Below are 20,337 nucleotides of genomic sequence, written 5' to 3'. Positions count from 1 at the left end.
CCATTTAACTTTTTGTTAACTGTATCCCATTCAATACATAATCCCATGTTGCATTTCGATTCGGATCACTAGGAACTTCTAAGGAACAGACTTTGTCTATTCCCCAATCCAAAAGAGAAACCACTTGGGACTCTTCTGCCGGCTTGAGGATCAGAATCGTAAACTGACCCTTTACAATTTCAGATAAAACCGCTTGTAATTCGACCGCTTGCTCATAGCTGGCGTTCCATCTCACAAACAAAATGCTTTGGCTCGTTGTCATCTTTTCATATAGTCGATCGATTCGACGATTCATTTTATCTTTGTACGCGGAGTACGTCATTGTCCAGTGTTCATTGGGTACGATTGGAAAATCATGAACGGAAAGAATATTGTAGGTAGTATCTTTGATAAAGTGCGACTTTACTGATTGTATCGGGACACCATCATCTAGCAAGTGAGCAGACCCATCGATTACACACATATTTCTGAGAACCATAAAGTTATCGAACGAATTTTTCAATAATCGGCTTACGTCTGAAAGGGATAGAGAGACATGCCAATCAAGCGGCCCGGAAAACGTACGTAATTGTAAACGCTTTAATTGTATCGATGGATTACACGCACTGCCTAAACTGACGATGTCGTCATAGGAGCCTTTCATTTCTTGTAATTTCAAGATAGTATCCTCCTCTGTAGAGATCTTTCTATAGGAGATGTCCGAACGTACTCATTTGATTGGACAACTTGAATCTGAGGAAGGCAAAGGGGCGCACAAATTATTTTTTATGGTAAAATGTTGAATACGACAGGGAAAGCGAAAGGGTCGATATTCACGTGAAAATCGAATTTGATAATGTGACGATAGCATTTGATGTGCAATATGGCGTTAGAAAAAAATTATCCATCGAGATGGATGCGATGGGGTTCATAACCGTTAAAGCTCCTAATGGCACAAGTCAGGAGATTGTTATAAGCGTCGTGAAACAGCATGGGAAGCGGATCGTGGAGAAATTAAACGCCATTGCGAAATCGCGGGAAATACCTAAGCTAAAGGAGTACCAGGACCAAGGCAAGTTCCTTCATCTCGGCAACTATTATTTTCTCCACGAGCTAATCGAAACTGGGGGACTTAGTGAGGAAGAACTGAAAGTGAGCCTCAAGAAGTTTTATTTCTCAAGCTGTAAAAAGGTCATAGGCGAACGAATTAAAATGTATCAAACGCAATTGAAGGTAAAACCAAAATCGTTTGAGGTCGAGGAGTCCGCAACGAAATGGGGAAGCTGCTCCTCGGATAAGAAGCTAACCTTTAATTATCGCTTAGCGATGGCGCCGATTGACGTTATTGATTATGTCATTATCCATGAACTCTGTCATCTTACACATATGAATCATGATCGCTCGTTTTGGAGACGTGTAGGGAGTATTATGCCGGATTACAAAGTGAAAGAAGAGTTTCTGGCAAAGTACGGGCTTGCGATGACACTGTAGATGCTTGATACCGGTGCGATTATGACGTTTGTCACCTTGAACCGATGACTTGATTCACTTTTGAAAAACTCCTTTAAAGATGATAATAAAAGTATAAAATCCTTTAAGGGAGTGTTCAAACTATGAGTTCAACAGCATCTCTAATGATTTCAGCCTTAATTTTCTTTTTCATCCTGCGCGGACAATTAAGCGGCATGCAGCAGCCGCTCAAAAAATCGGGAATCACTTTGCTGCTGCCTATCTTATATATTTCTACTTCGCTTACGCAATTATTAGATCCGAAGCTTCATATTCGTGAAGATCAAGTGATCATTGCTTTGTTGATCGGTATGGTCGTCTCGATTCCACTTATTATGACGACCAACTTCGAAGTGAGAGATAACGGCAATACATTTATTAAGCGCAACAAAACGGTCTTTGTGCTGCTGATTGTGGTATTCGCCCTGCGTTTCCTGGCGATTGCGACCATAAAATCAATCGATCCCGGCACGCTCAGCTTTATGTGCAACCTGGTCACTTTTGGCTACATCGCGACTTGGCGGATCGTTAGTTTTATTAAATTCAGAAGCGTCAGTTCTTCGAAACTAGTTGATCTGAATGCGTAATAGTTGAAATGTAAGAGGAGCTAAGCGGCTTATGCGCTTAGCTCCTTTGCTTTTTTGCGTGCCTGACTTAAAAAGGAAAGATAATTGCACAAAAGATCGGGATATTGCAAATATAAAATTTGAAAAATATGTTAAGTTGAAATCACGCAGAGGCAAGGGAAGGAGGAAGCGTTATCTGCCCAAAAAGGCAGCGAGTTTGTTATCCAATAAGCTCAGCGTTATCAGATTGCGCGCGGAATAGAATGAATAAAAGAATAGGAGATAACCGATGAAAAAAGTGATAGGAATAGTTATGGCAATCATTTTATTTGCGTGTACGATCAATTTGCCTATGAATGCCCGCGCTGCGGACCCGACGATGGATGGCCACGGATTAATGGGCGATTTCTTTAAATGTGTGCCAAACCCTAATAATCGGACAGATATTACGGTATTCAATTTTGATGATTTCCGAGGATCGCGGGCTGTTGGAAACTTAAACGGGGATTCTTTTGAAAGCATTTTCAATCAATTGTCAGGCACACCGGATTATAATACGGCACGTTTTACAGGTACTATCGTTCCAAAATACACAGAAGATTATACGTTCCATATGGTAGGCGATGATGGGTTCAGATTATGGATTAATGGGCAGCTGATCATTGACTTTTGGCAGCAAGTTTGGGAGAAACCGCAAGTCAGTACGCCAATCTCGCTGGAAGCGGGCAAGCATTACGACATCAAAGTTGAATATTTGCAAGGCTGGGGCGGTACTTGGCTTCGTATGGAATGGGAAAGCGCTAACCAGAAAAGGGAGATCGTGCCTGAATCAGCTCTATATTTGCCGGCAGATCGCTCGATTGCAACCAAAAAAGGCGAATTGACCGCAGAAATTCAAAAGCTGGATTATTTAACAGAAAACTTTGCGAATCTAGTAACGGAAAGTACATTGAACAATCTGCATGCGGTAAAAATGACGGCCGAGGAATTGCTGAATACGATTGATGGCAAAGCAATGAATGATCGCGATAAAGTGGATGTATTGATAAAAGGGATTGAAGCTGTATCCGTTGCGCGATCCGATTTTATGAAAGAAATGGGTGTTACAAGCTCATCCGTTTCCAATAAGTTCAACAATCCGCTGTATCAAGGTCAGGACCCTTTTGTTACATACAAAGATGGCTTTTACTACTTTGTTTCTTCTAGTAATTTGGACTCTAACAATAAAGTTTATGTATCCAAATCCCGTACATTGACGGACCAAGGTGAAAAGATACAAGTTTTTGATTCGCAAGGCACACAGACGCGTATTTTTGCTCCGGAAATCTTCTTCCTTGACGGCAAATGGTACATTTATTACTGCGCCGATCTGCAGGCTTACGGGTACAAACATATGGCAACAGTTTTAGAATCCGTAACGGATGATCCTCAAGGGGCTTATATCGATAAAGGCGCCTTATATGCCGGAGAAAATGGCGTGTATAAGCAGGCAAATGACTTTACGGTATTTGAAAATAAAGGGAAACTGTATGCCGTTTGGGGTACACTAGGTTCAGGTGAACCCATTGGTCCGGCCATTGCGCCCATGGATAACCCTTATACGATTACAGCGGATCGCTCTTTCTTGCCGGGGGACGGCGGAGAAGGTCCTCGCGTTTTACAAAAGGATGGCAAAGTATTTATCACCATGTCGGAAGGCGACTATGCATCGGACGGCTATCGTTTATCTTATTATATGAATACGGATGGAAATTTCCTGAATCCAGGTTCTTGGACGCGCAAAAATAATGTTTTCGTTTCTACCGGTGATGTATCCGGGCCTGCAAGAGCAGGTTTTGTCAAATCGGTCGATGGCCAAGAAGACTGGATGATCTATCATTCACGGGTTTATAAAGATACGGGACGAAATTGGTGGCGGCAGGTCAATATTAAGAAATTCGGCTGGAACGAAGATGGCACGCCTAACTTTGGCAAACCGGTATCTCCGAATGAATGGCAGGATCTGCCTTCCGGTGATTTAGGGCAAGGCGAGATGTATCAAGCGGAAAATGGTATTCTCTTAGGGGATATTACCAAAGAAAGCAGCCATTTGAATTATCAAGGAACAGGCTACATTCACTTGCCCAAAAAAGCCGGGGCTGAAGCAAATTTTGTTGTCCAAGCGGCTGAAGAAGGCGATTATATCGTGGGCGTAAGATATGCTTACGGAGAGCAAGTGAATGGGGAATCTACCAATAATCCAACGGTACAATTGCCGGCAAGAGCCAAAATCAATGTCTATGTCAATGGCAAGCATGTCAAAACCATTGCGCCAGATAAAACCGCTGTCTCTTGGAATGAATGGTTTACAGGTTCTGAACGCTTAGCTTTAAAAGCAGGCAAAAACGTAATCTCTTACCGGATTGATGAAGGCTGTATCGGAAATGTGAATGTGGATTATATAACGATGTATAAAGCAGATGTTCCAAATTCAATCGGACCCACATCATTATCCGGCACGCTAACGGGTGTGTCGCAAATCCCATCAGGAAGCAACTTCGAACTGAATTACGGATTAACCCATGTACCTGGCAGCGCAAACGATGCCATCTATGCTCAAGACTTAACATTCAGCTATGATCCTAGTACGATTAATTTCGTATCGGCACAATCGCTGAAAGACGGACTAGTAGTCGTCGACGTGAAGAAAGATGTCCCAGGTCAAGTCCGCATTTTGCTTGCAAGTCTAGGAGCAAATCATGCCGTGACAACGGATGGCGGATTGCTTAAATTAACATGGAATGCGGTCAAAGAATCAGCTCTTACAAGTCTGACACTTTCCCAAGGCAAAGTTGCCAACGCAATGGGTGCGGAAAGTTCCTTGGAAGCTGTCACGCATCACGTTCAAGTCACTGGCGTGAATGTTTTGTTGGGAGACATCAATGGAGACGGCAAAGTGACCGTCGGCGATATTGCGATCGCTGCTGCCGCTTACGGCAAAAACACAACGAGCCCAGACTGGAGTTCGGTCCAAAAAGCCGATCTCAACCATGATGGCGTCATTGATATTGCCGATTTGGCGATTATCGCAAATGCTATTTTGCAATAACGAATAACGTTCGTGAAGGAGCTTGCCTTATGGCGGCTCCTTTTCGGTTTATCAAAGTATTGGCATGTGCGAACATACGTGCTAACATAGAGGGACTGCGCGTATAACTTAAAGACTGGAGAAAAGAAATGAACTCTTCATTGCTGCGAAATCGAACTTTTATTTTTATGATGATTGGAGAAGCCATTCAAGGCGGAGGCATTTGGACAAGCATCATCGCCAATTTGCAATTCATGCAGAGCCATGTCCCGTCGGATTTAGGCAAAAGTTTGATCCTGATGTGCGGTTTATTTCTTGGCGTTCTCATTTCGCCGCAAGCCGGCGTGTGGGCAGACCGTTACGATAAGAAGAAAATATTGCTTATCTCAGGATTTGTGCGTTGCCTGGCACCGGTTTGTATGTTTGCTGCCTTGCACTATCAATCCGTTGCCATCATGCTGCTATCCGTCATTATTATGCAATTAGCGGCGACCGTTTATATGCCTACGGTGCAAGCTGCGCTGCCTTCCGTCGTTCCTGCTTCCGATTTGATGAGAGCGAACAGCATTAATTTTAACGTGACTACGATAGCTAGAATCGGTGGTACTGCTGTGGCAGGAATTCTGGTATCCGTCATGAATTTGTATACAGTCTATGCGCTGTCGCTTGTTTTTTACATCATCCTCGTCATGCTTATTACACAGCTTAAGATTCCAAATACGACGGATTCCTCCGGCTCGAAGAAGCAGGAAAAAATCCGGTTCTCGGAAATGTTTCCGCTCATCCGGCAAGAACCGTCTATCCTTATCGCACTTATCAACAGCGGAATTATTACCTTGTTTCTTGGCGGCTTTAATCTGCTTGTACTGAAGTTTAGTCAAATCCAGCATAAGCCTGAGTTGATGGGATGGATCTATTCCATCGAGGGTGCTAGTATTTTGGTTGTAGGTTTATTCGCAAAGCGGGTCATTGGCATGCGGAATCTGGTAACCAGCTCCACGCTGTTCATGCTATTGTTTGCACTTTCCTTTGCCGGGATGTCCTTTAGCGAGAGCAGTTTTGCTGTGCTCGGCTCTTTTGTATTGTTCGGCTGTGCTGTCGCATTCTTCTTCCCGATGATTTCTACCTTATTTCAAATCAAAGTGCCGAAAGAAGTGCAGGGCCGTTTTTTCTCGTTCCGAGGAATGGTTGATCGCGTCATGTTTCAGGTCGCTCTGCTTGCGACCGGCGCATGTCTAGATTGGTTCGGAATCTCTACCTTTCTATTGACACTGGCTGTAATTACAGTTTTAAGCGGTATAGGGACGATGTTCTTTGCCAAGCGAAAGTCAGTGGACGTCCGGCAGCCCATCGCCCGGGACACGGCAAGTTGAAATTCGTTTAACAACTATAGTATATTTGATAGATTATTCAGAAGTTCGGTGTTAAGGGGGTACATCATGAAGACGGAGACATTTATAAATATCCTTAAAAACGAACTCGTTATTGCGCTTGGCTGCACGGAGCCGGTAGCCATTGCTTTGGCTGCAGCGAAGGCTAGGACCTATGTGGGCGGAAAAATCAACAAAATTACGGTTTATGCAAGCGCAGGCATCATCAAGAATGCACTTGCAGTCGGCATACCCGGTACTGGCTTAACGGGAATTGATTTTGTAGCTGCTTTAGGGGCAATTGCCGGAAACGCGGAGAAACAGCTGGAAGTACTCGCTGATATTACGCAGAAGGATGTTTCTGCGGCCCAGCGAATGGTTGAAGAAGGTGTTTCTGTCGTCCATCTCGCAGATACGCCAAGGAAACTATATATCGAGGTTGTTATCAAAGCAGAGCAAAGATATGCTAGGGTCGTCATTACGGATAATCATACGAATATCACGTTGGTAGAAGTTGACGGGAAAGTCGTTGACACCGGAGGCTGCGCTAACGCGAGCTTTAAGAGCTCGCAGGAAGAGCGGGGCGAATTAACGATTGATTCGATTGTGGAATTCGTAAATTCCGTTGATCTGGAAGAGCTTACCCTGGTTAAGCAGAGTATTGAATTGAATCGTAAGGCAGGACTAGACGGCTTAACGAATGCATACGGTCTCGAGGTTGGCAGGACGATTAAAGAAAATGTGCAAATGGGGATTTTGTCAGACGATTTAATCTCCCATGCGATGGCTCTTGCGGCAGCTGGATCGGATGCGCGCATGGCGGGTTCGCCGATGCCTGTCATGGCGAATTCAGGAAGCGGCAATCAAGGCATTGCTGCGACAAACCCTGTTGTGGCGGCTGCGGAAAGGCTTGGTGCCTCGGAGGAAAAACTCGTTCGCGCCGTAGCTTTGAGCCATTTAGTCACGATTCATATCAAATCCAAGTTTGGACGATTATCCGCATTATGCGGAGTCACGGTATCCGGCACAGGTGCAAGCTGCGGGATTACTTATTTGCTTGGCGGAGGCCATAAGGAGATCAAAGCCGCGATCCAAAACATGCTCGGCAATGTGACCGGGATGATGTGCGATGGCGCCAAAGGCGGGTGCGCCATGAAAGTGGCGACCTGCACAAGTGCCGCGGTACAATCTGCGCTGCTCGCCGCCAAAGGGAAAACCATCGCCTCGACAAACGGCTTTATCGAGAATGACGCCGAGAAGACGATCGATAACTTTTGCCGTATCGGGAATGAAGCAACATCCGAGATTGACAAACTCATACTCGAAATGATGCTAAATAAAGACATATAAGACGATGCTTGAGATAGCTTTACGTAAAAGCGAGGATGAATAACTGGAAAATCTCCATCTATTTGGCTCGAACGATGACCTTTCAGGGTATTTAGCAGGAAAAGCCCCCGTTAATTTGACCGGTTTTCGTAGATTCTCACGAAATCTGTGCAAATAGAGGGGGTTTTTCAGGCTAAATGGCTCTGATAAGCATCTGCAGTCCATATAGAGGAAATTTTCCTTTTATTTTGACCACGGAGTGATTCAAACAAATGGACGAAAAACTCCGAACAAAATGCCACCTGTCCGCCAAATTTACCCCAAAAGGCAACAAATTGCCTCCCCATCACAAACAACTGTCGGTTCTACCACAGATCGTCCTTGGTTACAATGAAAGCGCATTCTGCTTTCGAAAAGGAGAGATCTTATGAACTTTGACCTGAACGTTGTACCTTTCAGCCGGAGAGAGTCTTTCTTGGCGATTTCGATTCTTCCTGAAGCTGCAGATCGAGCTCCAGGCTTGTATCTGCGTACTGTGCGCGGCGGCGACGATAAATTCGGCGAGGCGTTTCGAATTGAAATGCTGGATGAAACGGGTCAATCCGTGCCATTTCAGGCAATAGCTTTCCCTGAGATGATTCAGCTTGTTTCAACGAGGACGGGCTTGACTGCGGAGATCTGTATTTCCGATCGTCGAACATGCCGGTTTCGGTCACAAGGATGCGGAATTCGCTTAACGTTTCGTACGGCAGCTTATGATTATGCTTACCAAGCTTCTCTGAAGAGCTGGGAAGTAAACAGCTTCACGCATGAATGCAGATTTATGCTGACAGCGCTCGTAGGCGATTTGAAAATGGAAGTGCCATGGGACAAAATCAAAAGTTCCTACGTCATCGCAGACTTTCTACCTGGGGCTGACTCCGGCATTTCCGAGTTTGCTATCGAGGAATTTCGTACGGTATGGGAGCCGCGCGTCGAATGGGAAACCTTCAATGACGCTGTAAGTCAGGTGAAAGTGGAATTTGCCGAATGGGTGAATCGCACCCTGCCTTTGCCGGAACGTTGGCAAGAAAGCCGGGAACTGGCGGCTTATATTACGTGGTCCTGCCTTGTTCCGGCAGAGGGGTGCTTGACGCGTACAGCGATGTATATGTCCAAAAACTGGATGACGAATATTTGGAGCTGGGATCACTGTTTCAATGCGATGGCGCTCGTTCGTCATGATCCGAAATTGGCGTGGGATCAATTTATGATTTTCTTTGACCGTCAGGATGAGAGCGGTTTGATTCCCGATTTCATAAACGACAAGTATGAGTTCTGGAACTGCAACAAGCCGCCAATTCACGGATGGACGCTGGCTTGGATGATGGCCAGAACGGACTATATTCAAGCAGCTCAGCTTCGGGAAGTTTACCAACCGCTCTCCAAATGGACGAGATGGTGGTTCCGGTATCGCGACGGGGATGGCGATGGCATCCCTCAGTACAATCACGGCAATGATTCCGGATGGGATAACAGCACCGCATTCAATAATGGCATTCCGGTGGAAAGCCCGGATTTAGCGGCTTTTCTCATTCTTCAAAGCGAGGTGCTTGCCGAGATTGCAGGCATACTTGGGTTTGAGGATGAAAAGCTCGAATGGCTTAAGCTTGCAGAGGACACACTGGAGAAGATGCTGCTGCATTTCTGGAAAGATAGCCGCTTTGTGGCCTGTCGCTCCGGTACGCACGAGTTTTCCGACGGTGACAGCCTTCTTATGTTCGTTCCGATTCTGCTTGGCAAACGGCTGCCCGATCCGATCCGCACCGCTTTGCTTAATGGGTTGAGAGAGGAAGGACGTTTTCTAACCGTAAATGGTTGGGCGACAGAAAGTGTGAAGAGTTCGTATTACCAGCCGGACGGCTATTGGCGAGGCCCGATCTGGGCGCCGTCGACCATGCTGCTTATCGAAGGAGCCGCCGCAGCGGGGGACCGTGAACTGGCTGAAGAGGTTGCACGCCGATTCTGTGCGATGCTGGACCGCAGCGGGATGGCGGAAAATTTTGATGCGATTACGGGTCAAGGGCTGCGGGATCGAGCTTTTACATGGACATCAAGCGTGTTCTTGATTCTAGGTCATGAGTATACAATCAATGAATGAATAACTGCACTTCACCCTGCCCTTGTCTGGCAGAAGGGAGGTGCTTTTCCCGTTTTGTCCGGAAGTGCGGAACGATCGTCGTTCACCGCCACTCTCAAAGGTGGCTGCATTGTTCACTGAATATGTTCCATGCTACACTGCAAGAGTGTGATGAATCTGAGTAAGCTGGAGGAGGGGCGATCATCAAAGGTTACTGGCATAAAAAGCTCAACATCCGCTTGTTATTCGGCTCTTATCGGAGCATTCGTACGAAGCTGCTTTTCTATTTTCTCATTGTGACCATTATTCCGCTGCTCTCACTTGGCGCCTTGTCCTATTATCAGTCCGCGAAGGTGATTAACTCACAGTTCGGGAAGTACGGCGAGAATGCCGTGGCGCAGTTGGAGCAGCAAACGAGTTCTTATTTGAACCGGATGAATCAAACGACGGAGACGGTTTACTCCTATTTGCTTGATCCGGCTAGAGTGGATCTGGGAAACCAGGTTCCCACGACGTATAAAGAGATTATGGACAAGGATGATTTTGAAGTTCTTCTGAAAGCGCTTAAAACCGATCGGACGACTGGTATTTATATTATTACGAACTCAGGCTACTACTATGGGGAAAATAATTTGGATATAACGAAGCTCAGTCTGATCCCTGCGTGGCGAGCCATGCCGGATACGTATATAGGGAAGTATTGGCTAGGATTTTATCCGCAGAATCATGAGATGAAACAAACCGAACAATCGGGAATGCCCGTACTCGGGTTGGTTGTACCGATTAACAATCCTTACGGCGCACTGCGCGGCAGCAAGATTCTGATTGAGGAAAATGCGGAAGATTTGCTTCATATGTTCAAGCTGTTCGAGAACGACACAAAGGCGCATCTTCGCATATCGGATCCTCAGGGGCGAATGATATATGAGACAGAAGCGGCCTTCACTTCGCAAACAAGTGATATTGTGTGGAACAAGAAGCTCGCGGTGAATCAGTGGACGATCGAGGCCAGACAGCCTGCCAGTGCGTTCTATCGCTCATCCAGCATTATAAGATCAAATACGATCATGGTTGCAGTTGCTTCATGTCTGCTGGCGTTCGGGTTTGCTTACTTTTTCTCCTCCCGGTTCACAGCACGGATTCGCCGCCTGAAGGATGCGATGCAGAAGGTCGGTTTCGGCAAGCTGCATACGAGGACACAGGTCGAAGCGAGGGATGAGCTGGGCAGTTTGGATTCAAGCTTTAACAATATGGTGCGGGGCTTTCAAACATTAATTGGCGAGGTTGAGCAAAGTGAGCGGCTGAAGAAGGAAGCCGAGCTGAAAGCTTTCCATTATCAGATCAACCCGCATTTACTTTTTAACACGCTCAATTCGATTCAATGGAAAGCCAGGCTGCAGGGCGCGGAGGATATCCGCCAAATGCTTTATCATCTTACCATGGTTCTCGAAGGCAATCTGGACATCTCTCAGGAGTTGATTCCGCTTGGCCGGGAGCTGCGAATGATTGAGCATTTTCTGAAAATTCAAGAGGTCCGTTATGGCCCAGTATTCACGTATGAGTTAACCTGCGATGAGACGTATAAGCATTATTTGATTCCCCGCATGACGCTTCAGCCGTTGTTTGAAAACATTTTTTTTCACGGCTTTGAGGACGGCGAAGGGGTGATTTCCTTACACGTTCGGGAGGAAGGCAGTCATTTGGTGCTTCAGTTAACCGATAATGGAGCCGGGATTCCTGCGGATAAATTGAAGCGGCTGCTGCTCCCAAATGAGCCGAAGCGCAAGGGCAGGGGAGGTCTCGGCGTGCAAAATGCCGATCAGAAATTCAAGCTGCATTTTGGCCTGCGATATGGGCTAAAGGTACAATCCGTTCATGGAGAAGGAACCACGATCATCATCGAATGGCCGAAGAAGGAGGAGAGTCCGCATGGAAACAAGGAAGAACATTAGAGTGATCATCGCAGATGACGAAAGCATCGTTCGAAAAGGGCTTCGTTCTACGGTACCATGGGAAAGGTACGGGATGGAAGTGGTTGCGGACGCGCCGAATGGCCGGAAAGCTTGGGAAGCTTTCCAAGAGCATAAGCCGCAAGTGGTCATTACCGATATCGTCATGCCTGAAATGGATGGCATTGAATTGTCACGTCTGGTAAAGGAAGCCGCTCCCGATACCAAAATTATTCTGCTCAGCTGTCATCGGGATTTCGAATACGCCCAGCAAGGAATAAAGCTCGGAGCAGCCGGTTATTTGCTTAAGACTGCCTTTGAGGATGAAGAATTAGAAGGCATGCTGGCGAAATTTCAACATGAGCTGTCTGTGGCGAGAGCGACGCCAGCTCTCTATCAGGAAGCGGTCAGTGAGAATGAAACAGAGCGGCTTAGCACTTTGCTCTATGCTTGGCTGAGCGGCCATAATGACAAACTCGTTGGAGAGATGCAGAAACGGACTAGCGAGGAGTGGTCTTTTCATGGAGAGCCGGTCTATCTGTATTTGATTAAAACTTCCGGATGCGACGCGGTTTGGCCGGATCTCATGGAAGCAGCAGCCCGGGAAGATAGCCGGTTACGCAAGGGAGCCGTCATACCGTATGGCGAGGATCGCACCTACTATATGGTGCCTGAATCGCTCCTGCCTGCCGTGGAGAGTCTGCTGGTTGAACATAAAAGCCAAAATCCGAAGTTGAAATGGTCAAAAAAGGGACCGTTGACAAGCGCGGAAGAACGGCTTGAAGCGATATTGGCTTTGCATAAAGCAGCGGAATTGGACAAAATCTATGATGTGACCGGGGAGGACTGGCCCGAGCCCATCTGGAAAGCGGTTAAGCTCCTGCATGAGAATCCGTCAGCGGAGTGGTCTGTCAGCGATGTGGCGGGACAAGTTGGCCTAAGCCGGAGCCACTTTTCCATTTTGTTTAAGAAAGCGGTAGGGGACAGTTTCGTCGCTTTTCAATATAAACGCAAGCTGAAGTTGGCTTATGGATTGTTAAAGGACACTGCGCTGACGATGCAAGATATTGCCGAGCGCACGGGGCTTGGCGACAGCAAATATTTCAGCAAATGGTTTAAGCGATGCACAGGTCAAACGCCTAGTCAGTACCGCAGCCAACAGAAAGACGACATGGTCCGAACAAATGGACACCAGCCTCGGTGAATCGAACAAAAAAGCGCTAACATTCGAATAGTTATCGGTTTTGAACCGCTTTCATTTTAGTTATGATGAAAGCGGTTCAATTATTATGTACCTCACTAAGTGGTAGGGGAGCTGACAGAATGAAAAAGAAACTTTCACTCATTGTTGTTGCGACTGCAATGACAATAACGCTTACAGCATGCGCCGGTAGTAATGAGGGTGCGACTGGCAAGACGGCACAACCGACTGACGGCAACCCGTCAAGCAATGTGAAAACGCTGCGGTTTGCCACTTGGGATACCGGAGATGCCCTGAAGATCGAGCAGGATATCGCGAAGAAATTCGAGGCGCTTCATCCAGGGACGAATGTTCAAGTAGAAGCCTATGCCGACGGTTTCGACCAGAAGCTTGCTGCAGGTTTCGGTGCTACGAATCCTCCGGATGTCATGTATATGTGGGATTTTCCAACGTACCACCAATCGCTTGAGCCGCTCAGCAGCTATGCTGACAAAGACAAGGATTTGAACAAGGATGACTTCTACAAAGGATTATTCAATTACGCAACGATTGATAACAAGCTCTATGGCATTCCAGCAGGCTTCACCACTCGTGTGGTTTATTACAACAAAAAATTGTTTGACGAAGCAAAGATTCCTTACCCGAAAGACGGATGGACTTGGGATGACTTCCAAGAGATCTCTAAAAAGCTGACAGATAAAGCTAAGAAACAGTACGGGTTCGGTGTTCGCGCTGAAAATGATACGTACGATCTGCAAGGTTTTGTATGGAGTAACGGCGGTTCTTATATCTCTGATGACGGTAAAACGATAAATGGCTACATGAACAGCAAGGCAACAGCCGGGGCCATTCAAATTTTTGGCGATATGGTCAAAAACGGCTCGGCGGTACTGGCCGGAGGCAAAGGCCAGCAAAGCGGCGAGGATATTTTCAAAGGTGGAAAGATCGCCATGTGGGAAAGCGGCATCTGGCCGTTGGAATCATTCAAGGAAGCGGGTATCGATGTAGGGACTGTTGAGATGCCTGCGTTTGCCGGAAAACCGGTTAAAGGCGTAGTAGCAGAATCTGCTCTCTCGATTGCGAAAGATTCGAAGCAGAAAGATTTGGCTTGGGAGTTTATCAAATATTACGTTTCCAATGAAGCGATCAAAATGCGCGTCGCGGATTTGCCTGTCAGAGTCAGCGTCGTCAACGAGCTGAAGAAGGATCAGGATCCTCTGTACAAGCCGTTCTATACGATGCTTCAGCGCTCGGATAATTCGCCGGCCTTCCTGCTCAATGCCAAATGGAATGAAATAAACCGCCAACTATCTGCCGCTGTAGAAGCTGTCGTACATGGCAGCAATGCACAGGAGGCGCTGGACCAGGCTGTGAAAGATAGCGAACGTTATTTGAAATAACATAATCCGTTATTGCAGAAAGAAGGTTAGGAGATGGCTCAAACCTACCCGCAGCAAGCAAAAGCAGGGAAATCAATGGCCAGCCTCATGCCTGGAAGGAAACGCAGTTGGGGTGGGGGAATTCCCTACCTCTTCATTTTCCCATGGATCTTCGGGTTCCTCGTGTTCACTTTAGGGCCATTGCTATTCTCGCTCATTATTTCATTTTTCGACTGGCCGATTGTAGGCAAAGTAAGGTTTATCGGTTTTGGCAATTATGTGGATATGTTTACGGACGATCCTCTGTTCTGGAAGTCTTTCGGAGTGACGATCAAATTCGCGGCTCTGTTCGTGCCGCTGAATATTGCGGTTGCCCTTGGCCTAGCGATTTTGCTCAATCAGAAAATGCGCGGCAGCGCGATATTCCGAACCGCATTTTATCTGCCTTCTGTTATTTCCGGCGTTGCCCTCGCGATGATTTGGTCTTGGGTGTACAGCGGGGATTACGGCATACTGAATTATTTTCTTTCGACAATCGGTGTGCAAGGTCCGGACTGGTTGAATCATACACGTTGGTCCCTCGTCGCGATGGTTGTAGCGAGTCTATGGGGGCAAGGTTCGATGATGCTCATCTTCCTCGCCGGCCTCAAAGGGATTCCGAAGGATTTGTATGAATCCGCTTCTATGGATGGAGCGGGCAAGCTTAAACAATTTTTCAATGTGACGATACCTATGCTCAGCCCGACCATTATTTTCAATCTTATCACATCGATCATTGCAGCGTTCCAGCAGTTGACGCTTGCGCTTCTCCTTACGGGAGGAGGACCTATGAAATCAACGTACTTCTACGCGATGTATATGTATGAAAATGCTTTCAAGTTTTTTAAAATGGGTTATTCTGCAGCAAACGCATGGTTCATGTTCCTTATTGTGCTCAGTCTGACATTCCTTGTTTTCAAGTCGTCGGAAGCTTGGGCGTACTATGAAGGCGAAATGAAGCGCAAGCCTCAGAAGAAATCGAAGTCCAGCGGAAGGAGGCAGCCGGAATGAAACGGATCATCGTTTATGCCATGCTGATTGTTTGCTCACTGCTGTTCATCGCACCGCTGTTCTGGGCGTTGACAACGGCGCTGAAATCGCCAACGGAGCTGTATCTTTTTCCTCCCAAATGGATTCCTTCCGTGTGGAAATTCAGCAATTTCGCCGATGCCTGGACGATTCAGCCATTTAACTTATTTCTGAAAAACACCGTCATCGTGACGTTGATGTCAACGCTTGGCCAGCTGATCTCCTGTACGCTCGTTGCCTATGGATTTGCGAGATTTGAGTTCAAAGGGCGCGATCTCTTGTTCCTGATTGTGCTTGCAACGATGATGATTCCATGGGAAGTCACCATGATCCCGCAGTATATGGAGTTTAATTACCTCGGGTGGATAAATACGCTCAAACCGCTTATTGTACCATCGTGGTTTGGTTCGGCCTACTTTATTTTCTTGCTCAGACAGTTTATTTTGACGCTTCCCCGTGAATTGGATGAGGCGGCAACGATTGACGGAGCTAACAAATTTACGATTCTTATGCGGATTATTGTTCCTCTCATGGGACCGTCGCTTATTTTAGTCGGCGTATTTCAGATCATGAGCTGCTGGAATGATTATCTGGGACCGCTTATTTTCCTTAATGACCAGTCCAAATATACATTGACGCTTGGACTAGCGCAGTTCAAAGGGATGTTTGGCGTAGATATGCAGTCCATTATGGCGATCACCTGCTTGATTTCTATTCCGCCGCTGGCTGTATTCTTCTTCGCGCAGCGCTATATTGTCGGTGGAATCGCAGGTACGGGAATAAAAGGATAGAAATGCAAAGAGATAAAGATCGTGATTCGAGAGGAGAAGCAGCTATGCCTAACAAGAAAGTGGAACGCGATTGGGATAATCTCACCGTGCTGGAGCGCAATCGCGCCAAGAGCCGGGCTTATTTCATCCCGTTTTCCGATGAAGCCGGAGCTTTGAGCTATGACAGGGGGAGCTCCCCTTGGTTTCAATCGCTGAACGGCAATTGGAAGTTTCATTGGGCGAAGGGGCCTGAATGGGCGCCGGAACATTTTTACGAAGAGAATTATGATTTGTCAGGTTGGGATGATATTCAAGTACCTAGTCATTGGCAGTTGAAAGGTTACGGTCACCCGCATTATACGGATTTATACTATCCGTTCCCGGTAGATCCTCCGCATGTGCCTAACGATAATCCGACGGGGAGCTATGTAAGGGAGTTTGAGCTTCCGCCCTATTGGGAAGGCCGACATTTGTCCGTGAAGTTTGATGGCGTTGATAGCAGCTTTCATGTATGGGTCAATGGGACATTCGTTGGTTACAGTCAAGGAAGCCGGTTGACGTCGGAATTTGATTTGACACCGTACGTAAAGCAAGGAATCAACCGGTTGGCTGTACGTGTGTATCAATGGTCGGATGGCAGCTATTTGGAAGACCAGGACATGTGGTACATGAGCGGTATTTTCCGGGATGTGTATTTGATTTCCGAACCTGGCTCGCTTCGTATATCGGATTATCGGATCGTTACGGAATTGGATGCGGACTACCGCGATGCGGATTTATGGGTCCACGTTGAATTGCAAGGGCATGATTTGGAGGGAGAACTGCAGCTGCAGCTGCTGGATAGGGCAGGTCAAACCATTGCTGAGAGTAAACAGCAAATCTCTTTGGCTGCTGCAGAAACAATGCTTTCTGCTTCAATGCCAGTCTCGAAGCCTGCACTTTGGAGTGCTGAAGCTCCAAATTTGTATCATTTGATCATCTCTCTGGTGGATCAGAATGGTCAGATGGTGGAGGCAGTTGCTCAGCGAGTCGGGTTTCGCAAGATTGAAGTGAAGGACGGTCAGTTTTTAGTGAACGGCAAGGCAATCATGCTGAAGGGCGTCAACCGTCACGATCATCATCCGGACTCGGGACGAACAGTGACGCTCTCGACGATGAGGCAAGATGTGATGATGATGAAGCAGCATAACATGAATGCGGTCAGAACGGCGCATTATCCGAATGATCCCCGGTTTTACGATCTTTGCGATGAGTATGGCTTATATGTTATGGAAGAAACGGATTTGGAAACACACGGCTTTGAGCCGCTGGGCAATATTTCACGGCTAAGCGATGATCCTGCTTGGCAGGAAGCGTATGTCGACCGTATTCGCCGCATGGTGGAGCGCGATAAGAATCATCCATCCGTCCTATTTTGGTCCCTTGGCAATGAATCCGGCTTCGGCTGCAATTTCCGGGCGATGTCGGCCTGGTGCAAGCAAGCAGATCCAACCCGGCTCATCCACTATGAGGAAGATCGCGAAGCGGAAGTGTGCGATATTGTGAGCACGATGTATTCGTCCCCCGAGAAAATGGCAGGCTTCGGCCAACTTGTCGATCACCCGAAACCGCATATTTTATGCGAGTTCGCCCATGCCATGGGGAATGGGCCAGGCGGGCTGAAGCTCTATTTCGATACTTTCGATGCTTACAGAAGGCTGCAGGGCGGCTTTGTCTGGGAATGGATCGATCACGGTATCCGCAGGAAGACGGCTGATGGCAAGGACGATTACGCATATGGCGGCGACTATGGCGATGTGCCGAACAATAGCAATTTCGTGATTGACGGTCTTGTTCGACCGGATCGGACACCGTCCCCAGGTCTTATTGAATATAAGAAAATTATTGAGCCTGTCAGGGTCAACTATATAGAAAATGATCGCATTCGCATCACCAACCGCTATGATTTTGTGACACTCGATCACCTCCATGCAGATTGGAGTGTGACCATAGACGGACAGACCATCCAAAGCGGTGTGCTTGCTCTGCCGCGGATTGGCCCTGGCGAAAGCACGGAAGTGCAAGCTCCTGTAAGAGCAGATGTGCAGCAAACTTTGCCAGATCCCCGTGCGGAGCGTTGGTTGAATATCGGGTTTACCCTTGCGGCAGATTGCATGTGGGGTGAACAAGGTCATGAAGTAGCTTGGGCACAGTTTGCTCTAGCAGCAAGCGGGAACAGCGAGCACATACGAAATGCGGGAAGCAGCACCAATGCTTCATCAGCTTATGCAGCCGTTGGTCAACCGAATCGAAGCTTATCCTGCACAGCGGTGGATCGTCAGCTCATTCTAGGAAACGATGTATTTCAGATGACATTCGACACACGGCTGCCGGGTTTCCGTTCACTGCGAATGAACGGCCAAGAGTTGGTGAACAAGGGGCCTCGGCTCAACTTCTGGCGAGCTCCGATCGATAACGACATGTACGTCCTTCCTGATTGGCGCAAAGCCTATCTCGACAGGCTCAGCGAACGAATCGATGATTGCCGTTGGGAGAGGTTGGATGAGGGATCGATTCGGATAACGTTCGCGTCACGCATCGCTCCTCCGGTATTCGACTGGGGATTCCGGTGTGAAACGACTTACACCGTCATGGGATCAGGTCTGATCGTTATCGACGTGCAGGGCGTTCCCGAAGGCAAGCCGCCTGCGATGCTTCCGAAGATTGGTTTTCAAATGGAGCTTCCTGAACAAATGGATGCCGTTCAATGGTACGGACGCGGTCCAGGAGAGAATTATTCCGACAGTAAGGAAGCTGGCCGTTTTGGCGTATACCGGATGAATGTCGATGAACTGTTCACGCCATATGTTTATCCGCAGGAAAACGGCAACCGCACGGATGTCAGATGGGTTTCTGTAACGGACGGTGCCGGAATCGGCCTTCTGGCCGCAGGAGCGCCGACACTTGAATTCAGCGCACGGCGCTATAGCGACGCAGATATAGAAGCCGCCAAACATGCGAGTGACCTTATCCCGCGTGATTTCATTACACTTAACTTAGATTACAAGCAGAATGGTTTAGGCAGCAACAGCTGTGGACCTGCACAGTCGGCGGAGAATACCGTCACCTCGGAAGCTTTCCGCTTCCAAATGCTGCTCAAGCCCTATCTCTCGGAAGATACCCTACCTGCAAGGCTAAGCCGTCAAATGAGACTAGAAATGGAAATGAAGCAAAGACAACAGGAGGAAATAAACCATGCCTAACACACAAGATATGCTCAATTTAACGGGAAAAATAGCGGTTGTGACCGGCGGAGCTTCCGGGATCGGCTTTGCGACCGCGGAGCTGCTGGCCAGCTTTGGGGCGCATTCCATCCTTCTTGACATTAACGAAGCGCAAGGCGAACAGGCTGTGGCGGCGATCACAAAGCAGGGAGGTCAAGCAAGTTTTTACCGCTGTGATGTGTCCTCTGCGGCTGATTGCGAGCGAGTTGCAGGCGAAATCGATCAAGCGCATGGACGAGTTGATATTCTGTTCAACAATGCGGGGATCATTCGGCGTAAAACAGTCGTAGAGTTGGAAGAACGCGACTGGGATCTCGTCATTGATGTTTCCTTAAAAGGAGTTTACATGCTTTCTAAGTATATGATTCCCATCATGGAACGAGTGGGTGGGGGCAGCATTATTAATTCCGGTTCCGGCTGGGGATTAAAAGGAGGAGACCGCGCTGCTGCGTACTGCGCAGCCAAAGCAGGCGTTGTGAATTTAACGCGTGCTATGGCTATCGATCATGGCGCTGCGAACATACGGGTGAACTGCGTATCGCCAGGCGACACGGACACGCCGCTGCTGCGGGACGAAGCAAAGCAGCTTCAGCAAAACGAAGCTGAATTTCTCGTAGCTTCTGCCAGCGGCCGACCGCTCGAGAGATTAGGAACACCGCGAGATATTGCCAATGCCGTTCTGTTCCTTGCAAGCGACATGTCTTCATGGGTAACGGGAAGTGTGCTCGTTGTAGATGGCGGGGGCATTGCTTAAGAGCTGGTGTGGAT

At 47.6% G+C, this 20,337-nt stretch carries 14 protein-coding genes; 13 read left to right on the top strand and 1 reads right to left on the bottom strand.

Going from position 1 to position 20,337, the window contains the following annotated elements:
• Positions 1–4: 4 nt before the first annotated feature.
• On the bottom strand, positions 5–658 hold the full coding sequence (locus AC3WRW_RS02925) for a DUF1796 family putative cysteine peptidase (RefSeq protein ID WP_492544827.1): 654 nt from the start codon (positions 656–658) through the stop codon (positions 5–7).
• A gap of 158 nt (positions 659–816) precedes the next feature.
• Here AC3WRW_RS02925 and AC3WRW_RS02920 point away from each other — a divergent pair, with 158 nt between their 5' ends.
• The 13 genes from AC3WRW_RS02920 to AC3WRW_RS02860 all read left to right on the top strand — a co-directional run bounded on the left by AC3WRW_RS02920 (position 817) and on the right by AC3WRW_RS02860 (position 20,323).
• A complete protein-coding gene (locus AC3WRW_RS02920) occupies positions 817–1,470 on the top strand; it encodes a M48 family metallopeptidase (RefSeq protein ID WP_492544825.1) in 654 nt (217 codons plus the stop codon).
• A gap of 122 nt (positions 1,471–1,592) precedes the next feature.
• Positions 1,593–2,075 (top strand): CcdC protein domain-containing protein, encoded by a 483-nt coding sequence (locus AC3WRW_RS02915; RefSeq protein WP_492544823.1) that lies wholly within the window; start codon positions 1,593–1,595, stop codon positions 2,073–2,075.
• 268 nt (positions 2,076–2,343) lie between these two features.
• Positions 2,344–5,142, top strand: coding sequence for a family 43 glycosylhydrolase (locus tag AC3WRW_RS02910; protein ID WP_492544821.1), 2,799 nt, complete (start codon positions 2,344–2,346; stop codon positions 5,140–5,142).
• A 128-nt stretch (positions 5,143–5,270) separates the two neighbouring features.
• Positions 5,271–6,494, top strand: a complete 1,224-nt coding sequence (locus AC3WRW_RS02905) for an MFS transporter (RefSeq protein ID WP_492544820.1) — start codon at positions 5,271–5,273, stop codon at positions 6,492–6,494.
• Positions 6,495–6,560: 66 nt separating this feature from the next.
• Complete coding sequence (locus AC3WRW_RS02900; protein ID WP_492544818.1) at positions 6,561–7,841, top strand: L-cysteine desulfidase family protein; 1,281 nt, start codon at positions 6,561–6,563, stop codon at positions 7,839–7,841.
• Positions 7,842–8,247: 406 nt separating this feature from the next.
• Positions 8,248–9,960: an amylo-alpha-1,6-glucosidase gene (locus AC3WRW_RS02895; RefSeq protein ID WP_492544816.1), complete on the top strand. Its 1,713-nt coding sequence runs from the start codon at positions 8,248–8,250 to the stop codon at positions 9,958–9,960.
• 218 nt (positions 9,961–10,178) lie between these two features.
• The gene (locus AC3WRW_RS02890; protein ID WP_492544814.1) at positions 10,179–11,891 is read left to right on the top strand and encodes a sensor histidine kinase; all 1,713 of its coding nucleotides are present in this window, start codon (positions 10,179–10,181) and stop codon (positions 11,889–11,891) included.
• The gene (locus tag AC3WRW_RS02885; protein WP_492544812.1) at positions 11,869–13,092 is read left to right on the top strand and encodes a response regulator transcription factor; all 1,224 of its coding nucleotides are present in this window, start codon (positions 11,869–11,871) and stop codon (positions 13,090–13,092) included. The genes AC3WRW_RS02890 and AC3WRW_RS02885 overlap by 23 nt, the downstream gene beginning before the upstream one ends.
• A 119-nt stretch (positions 13,093–13,211) precedes the next feature.
• Positions 13,212–14,489 (top strand): ABC transporter substrate-binding protein, encoded by a 1,278-nt coding sequence (locus AC3WRW_RS02880; RefSeq protein WP_492544810.1) that lies wholly within the window; start codon positions 13,212–13,214, stop codon positions 14,487–14,489.
• 75 nt (positions 14,490–14,564) lie between these two features.
• Positions 14,565–15,518: a carbohydrate ABC transporter permease gene (locus AC3WRW_RS02875; protein WP_492545021.1), complete on the top strand. Its 954-nt coding sequence runs from the start codon at positions 14,565–14,567 to the stop codon at positions 15,516–15,518.
• Entirely contained in the window at positions 15,515–16,327 is an 813-nt protein-coding gene (locus AC3WRW_RS02870) for a carbohydrate ABC transporter permease (protein ID WP_492544809.1), read from the top strand. Before AC3WRW_RS02875 ends, AC3WRW_RS02870 begins: the two co-directional genes overlap by 4 nt.
• Positions 16,328–16,371: 44 nt before the next feature.
• Complete coding sequence (gene lacZ, locus AC3WRW_RS02865) at positions 16,372–19,548, top strand: beta-galactosidase, LacZ type (protein ID WP_492544807.1); 3,177 nt, start codon at positions 16,372–16,374, stop codon at positions 19,546–19,548.
• Positions 19,541–20,323, top strand: a complete 783-nt coding sequence (locus AC3WRW_RS02860; RefSeq protein ID WP_492544805.1) for an SDR family NAD(P)-dependent oxidoreductase — start codon at positions 19,541–19,543, stop codon at positions 20,321–20,323. Before lacZ ends, AC3WRW_RS02860 begins: the two co-directional genes overlap by 8 nt.
• The last annotated feature ends 14 nt before the right edge of the window (positions 20,324–20,337 follow it).

It is taken from the genome of Paenibacillus sp. FW126-R14, from assembly GCF_058789495.1.
Note: the sequence above shows the minus strand (reverse complement) of the source record. Positions and strands in the feature narration are given on the sequence as shown.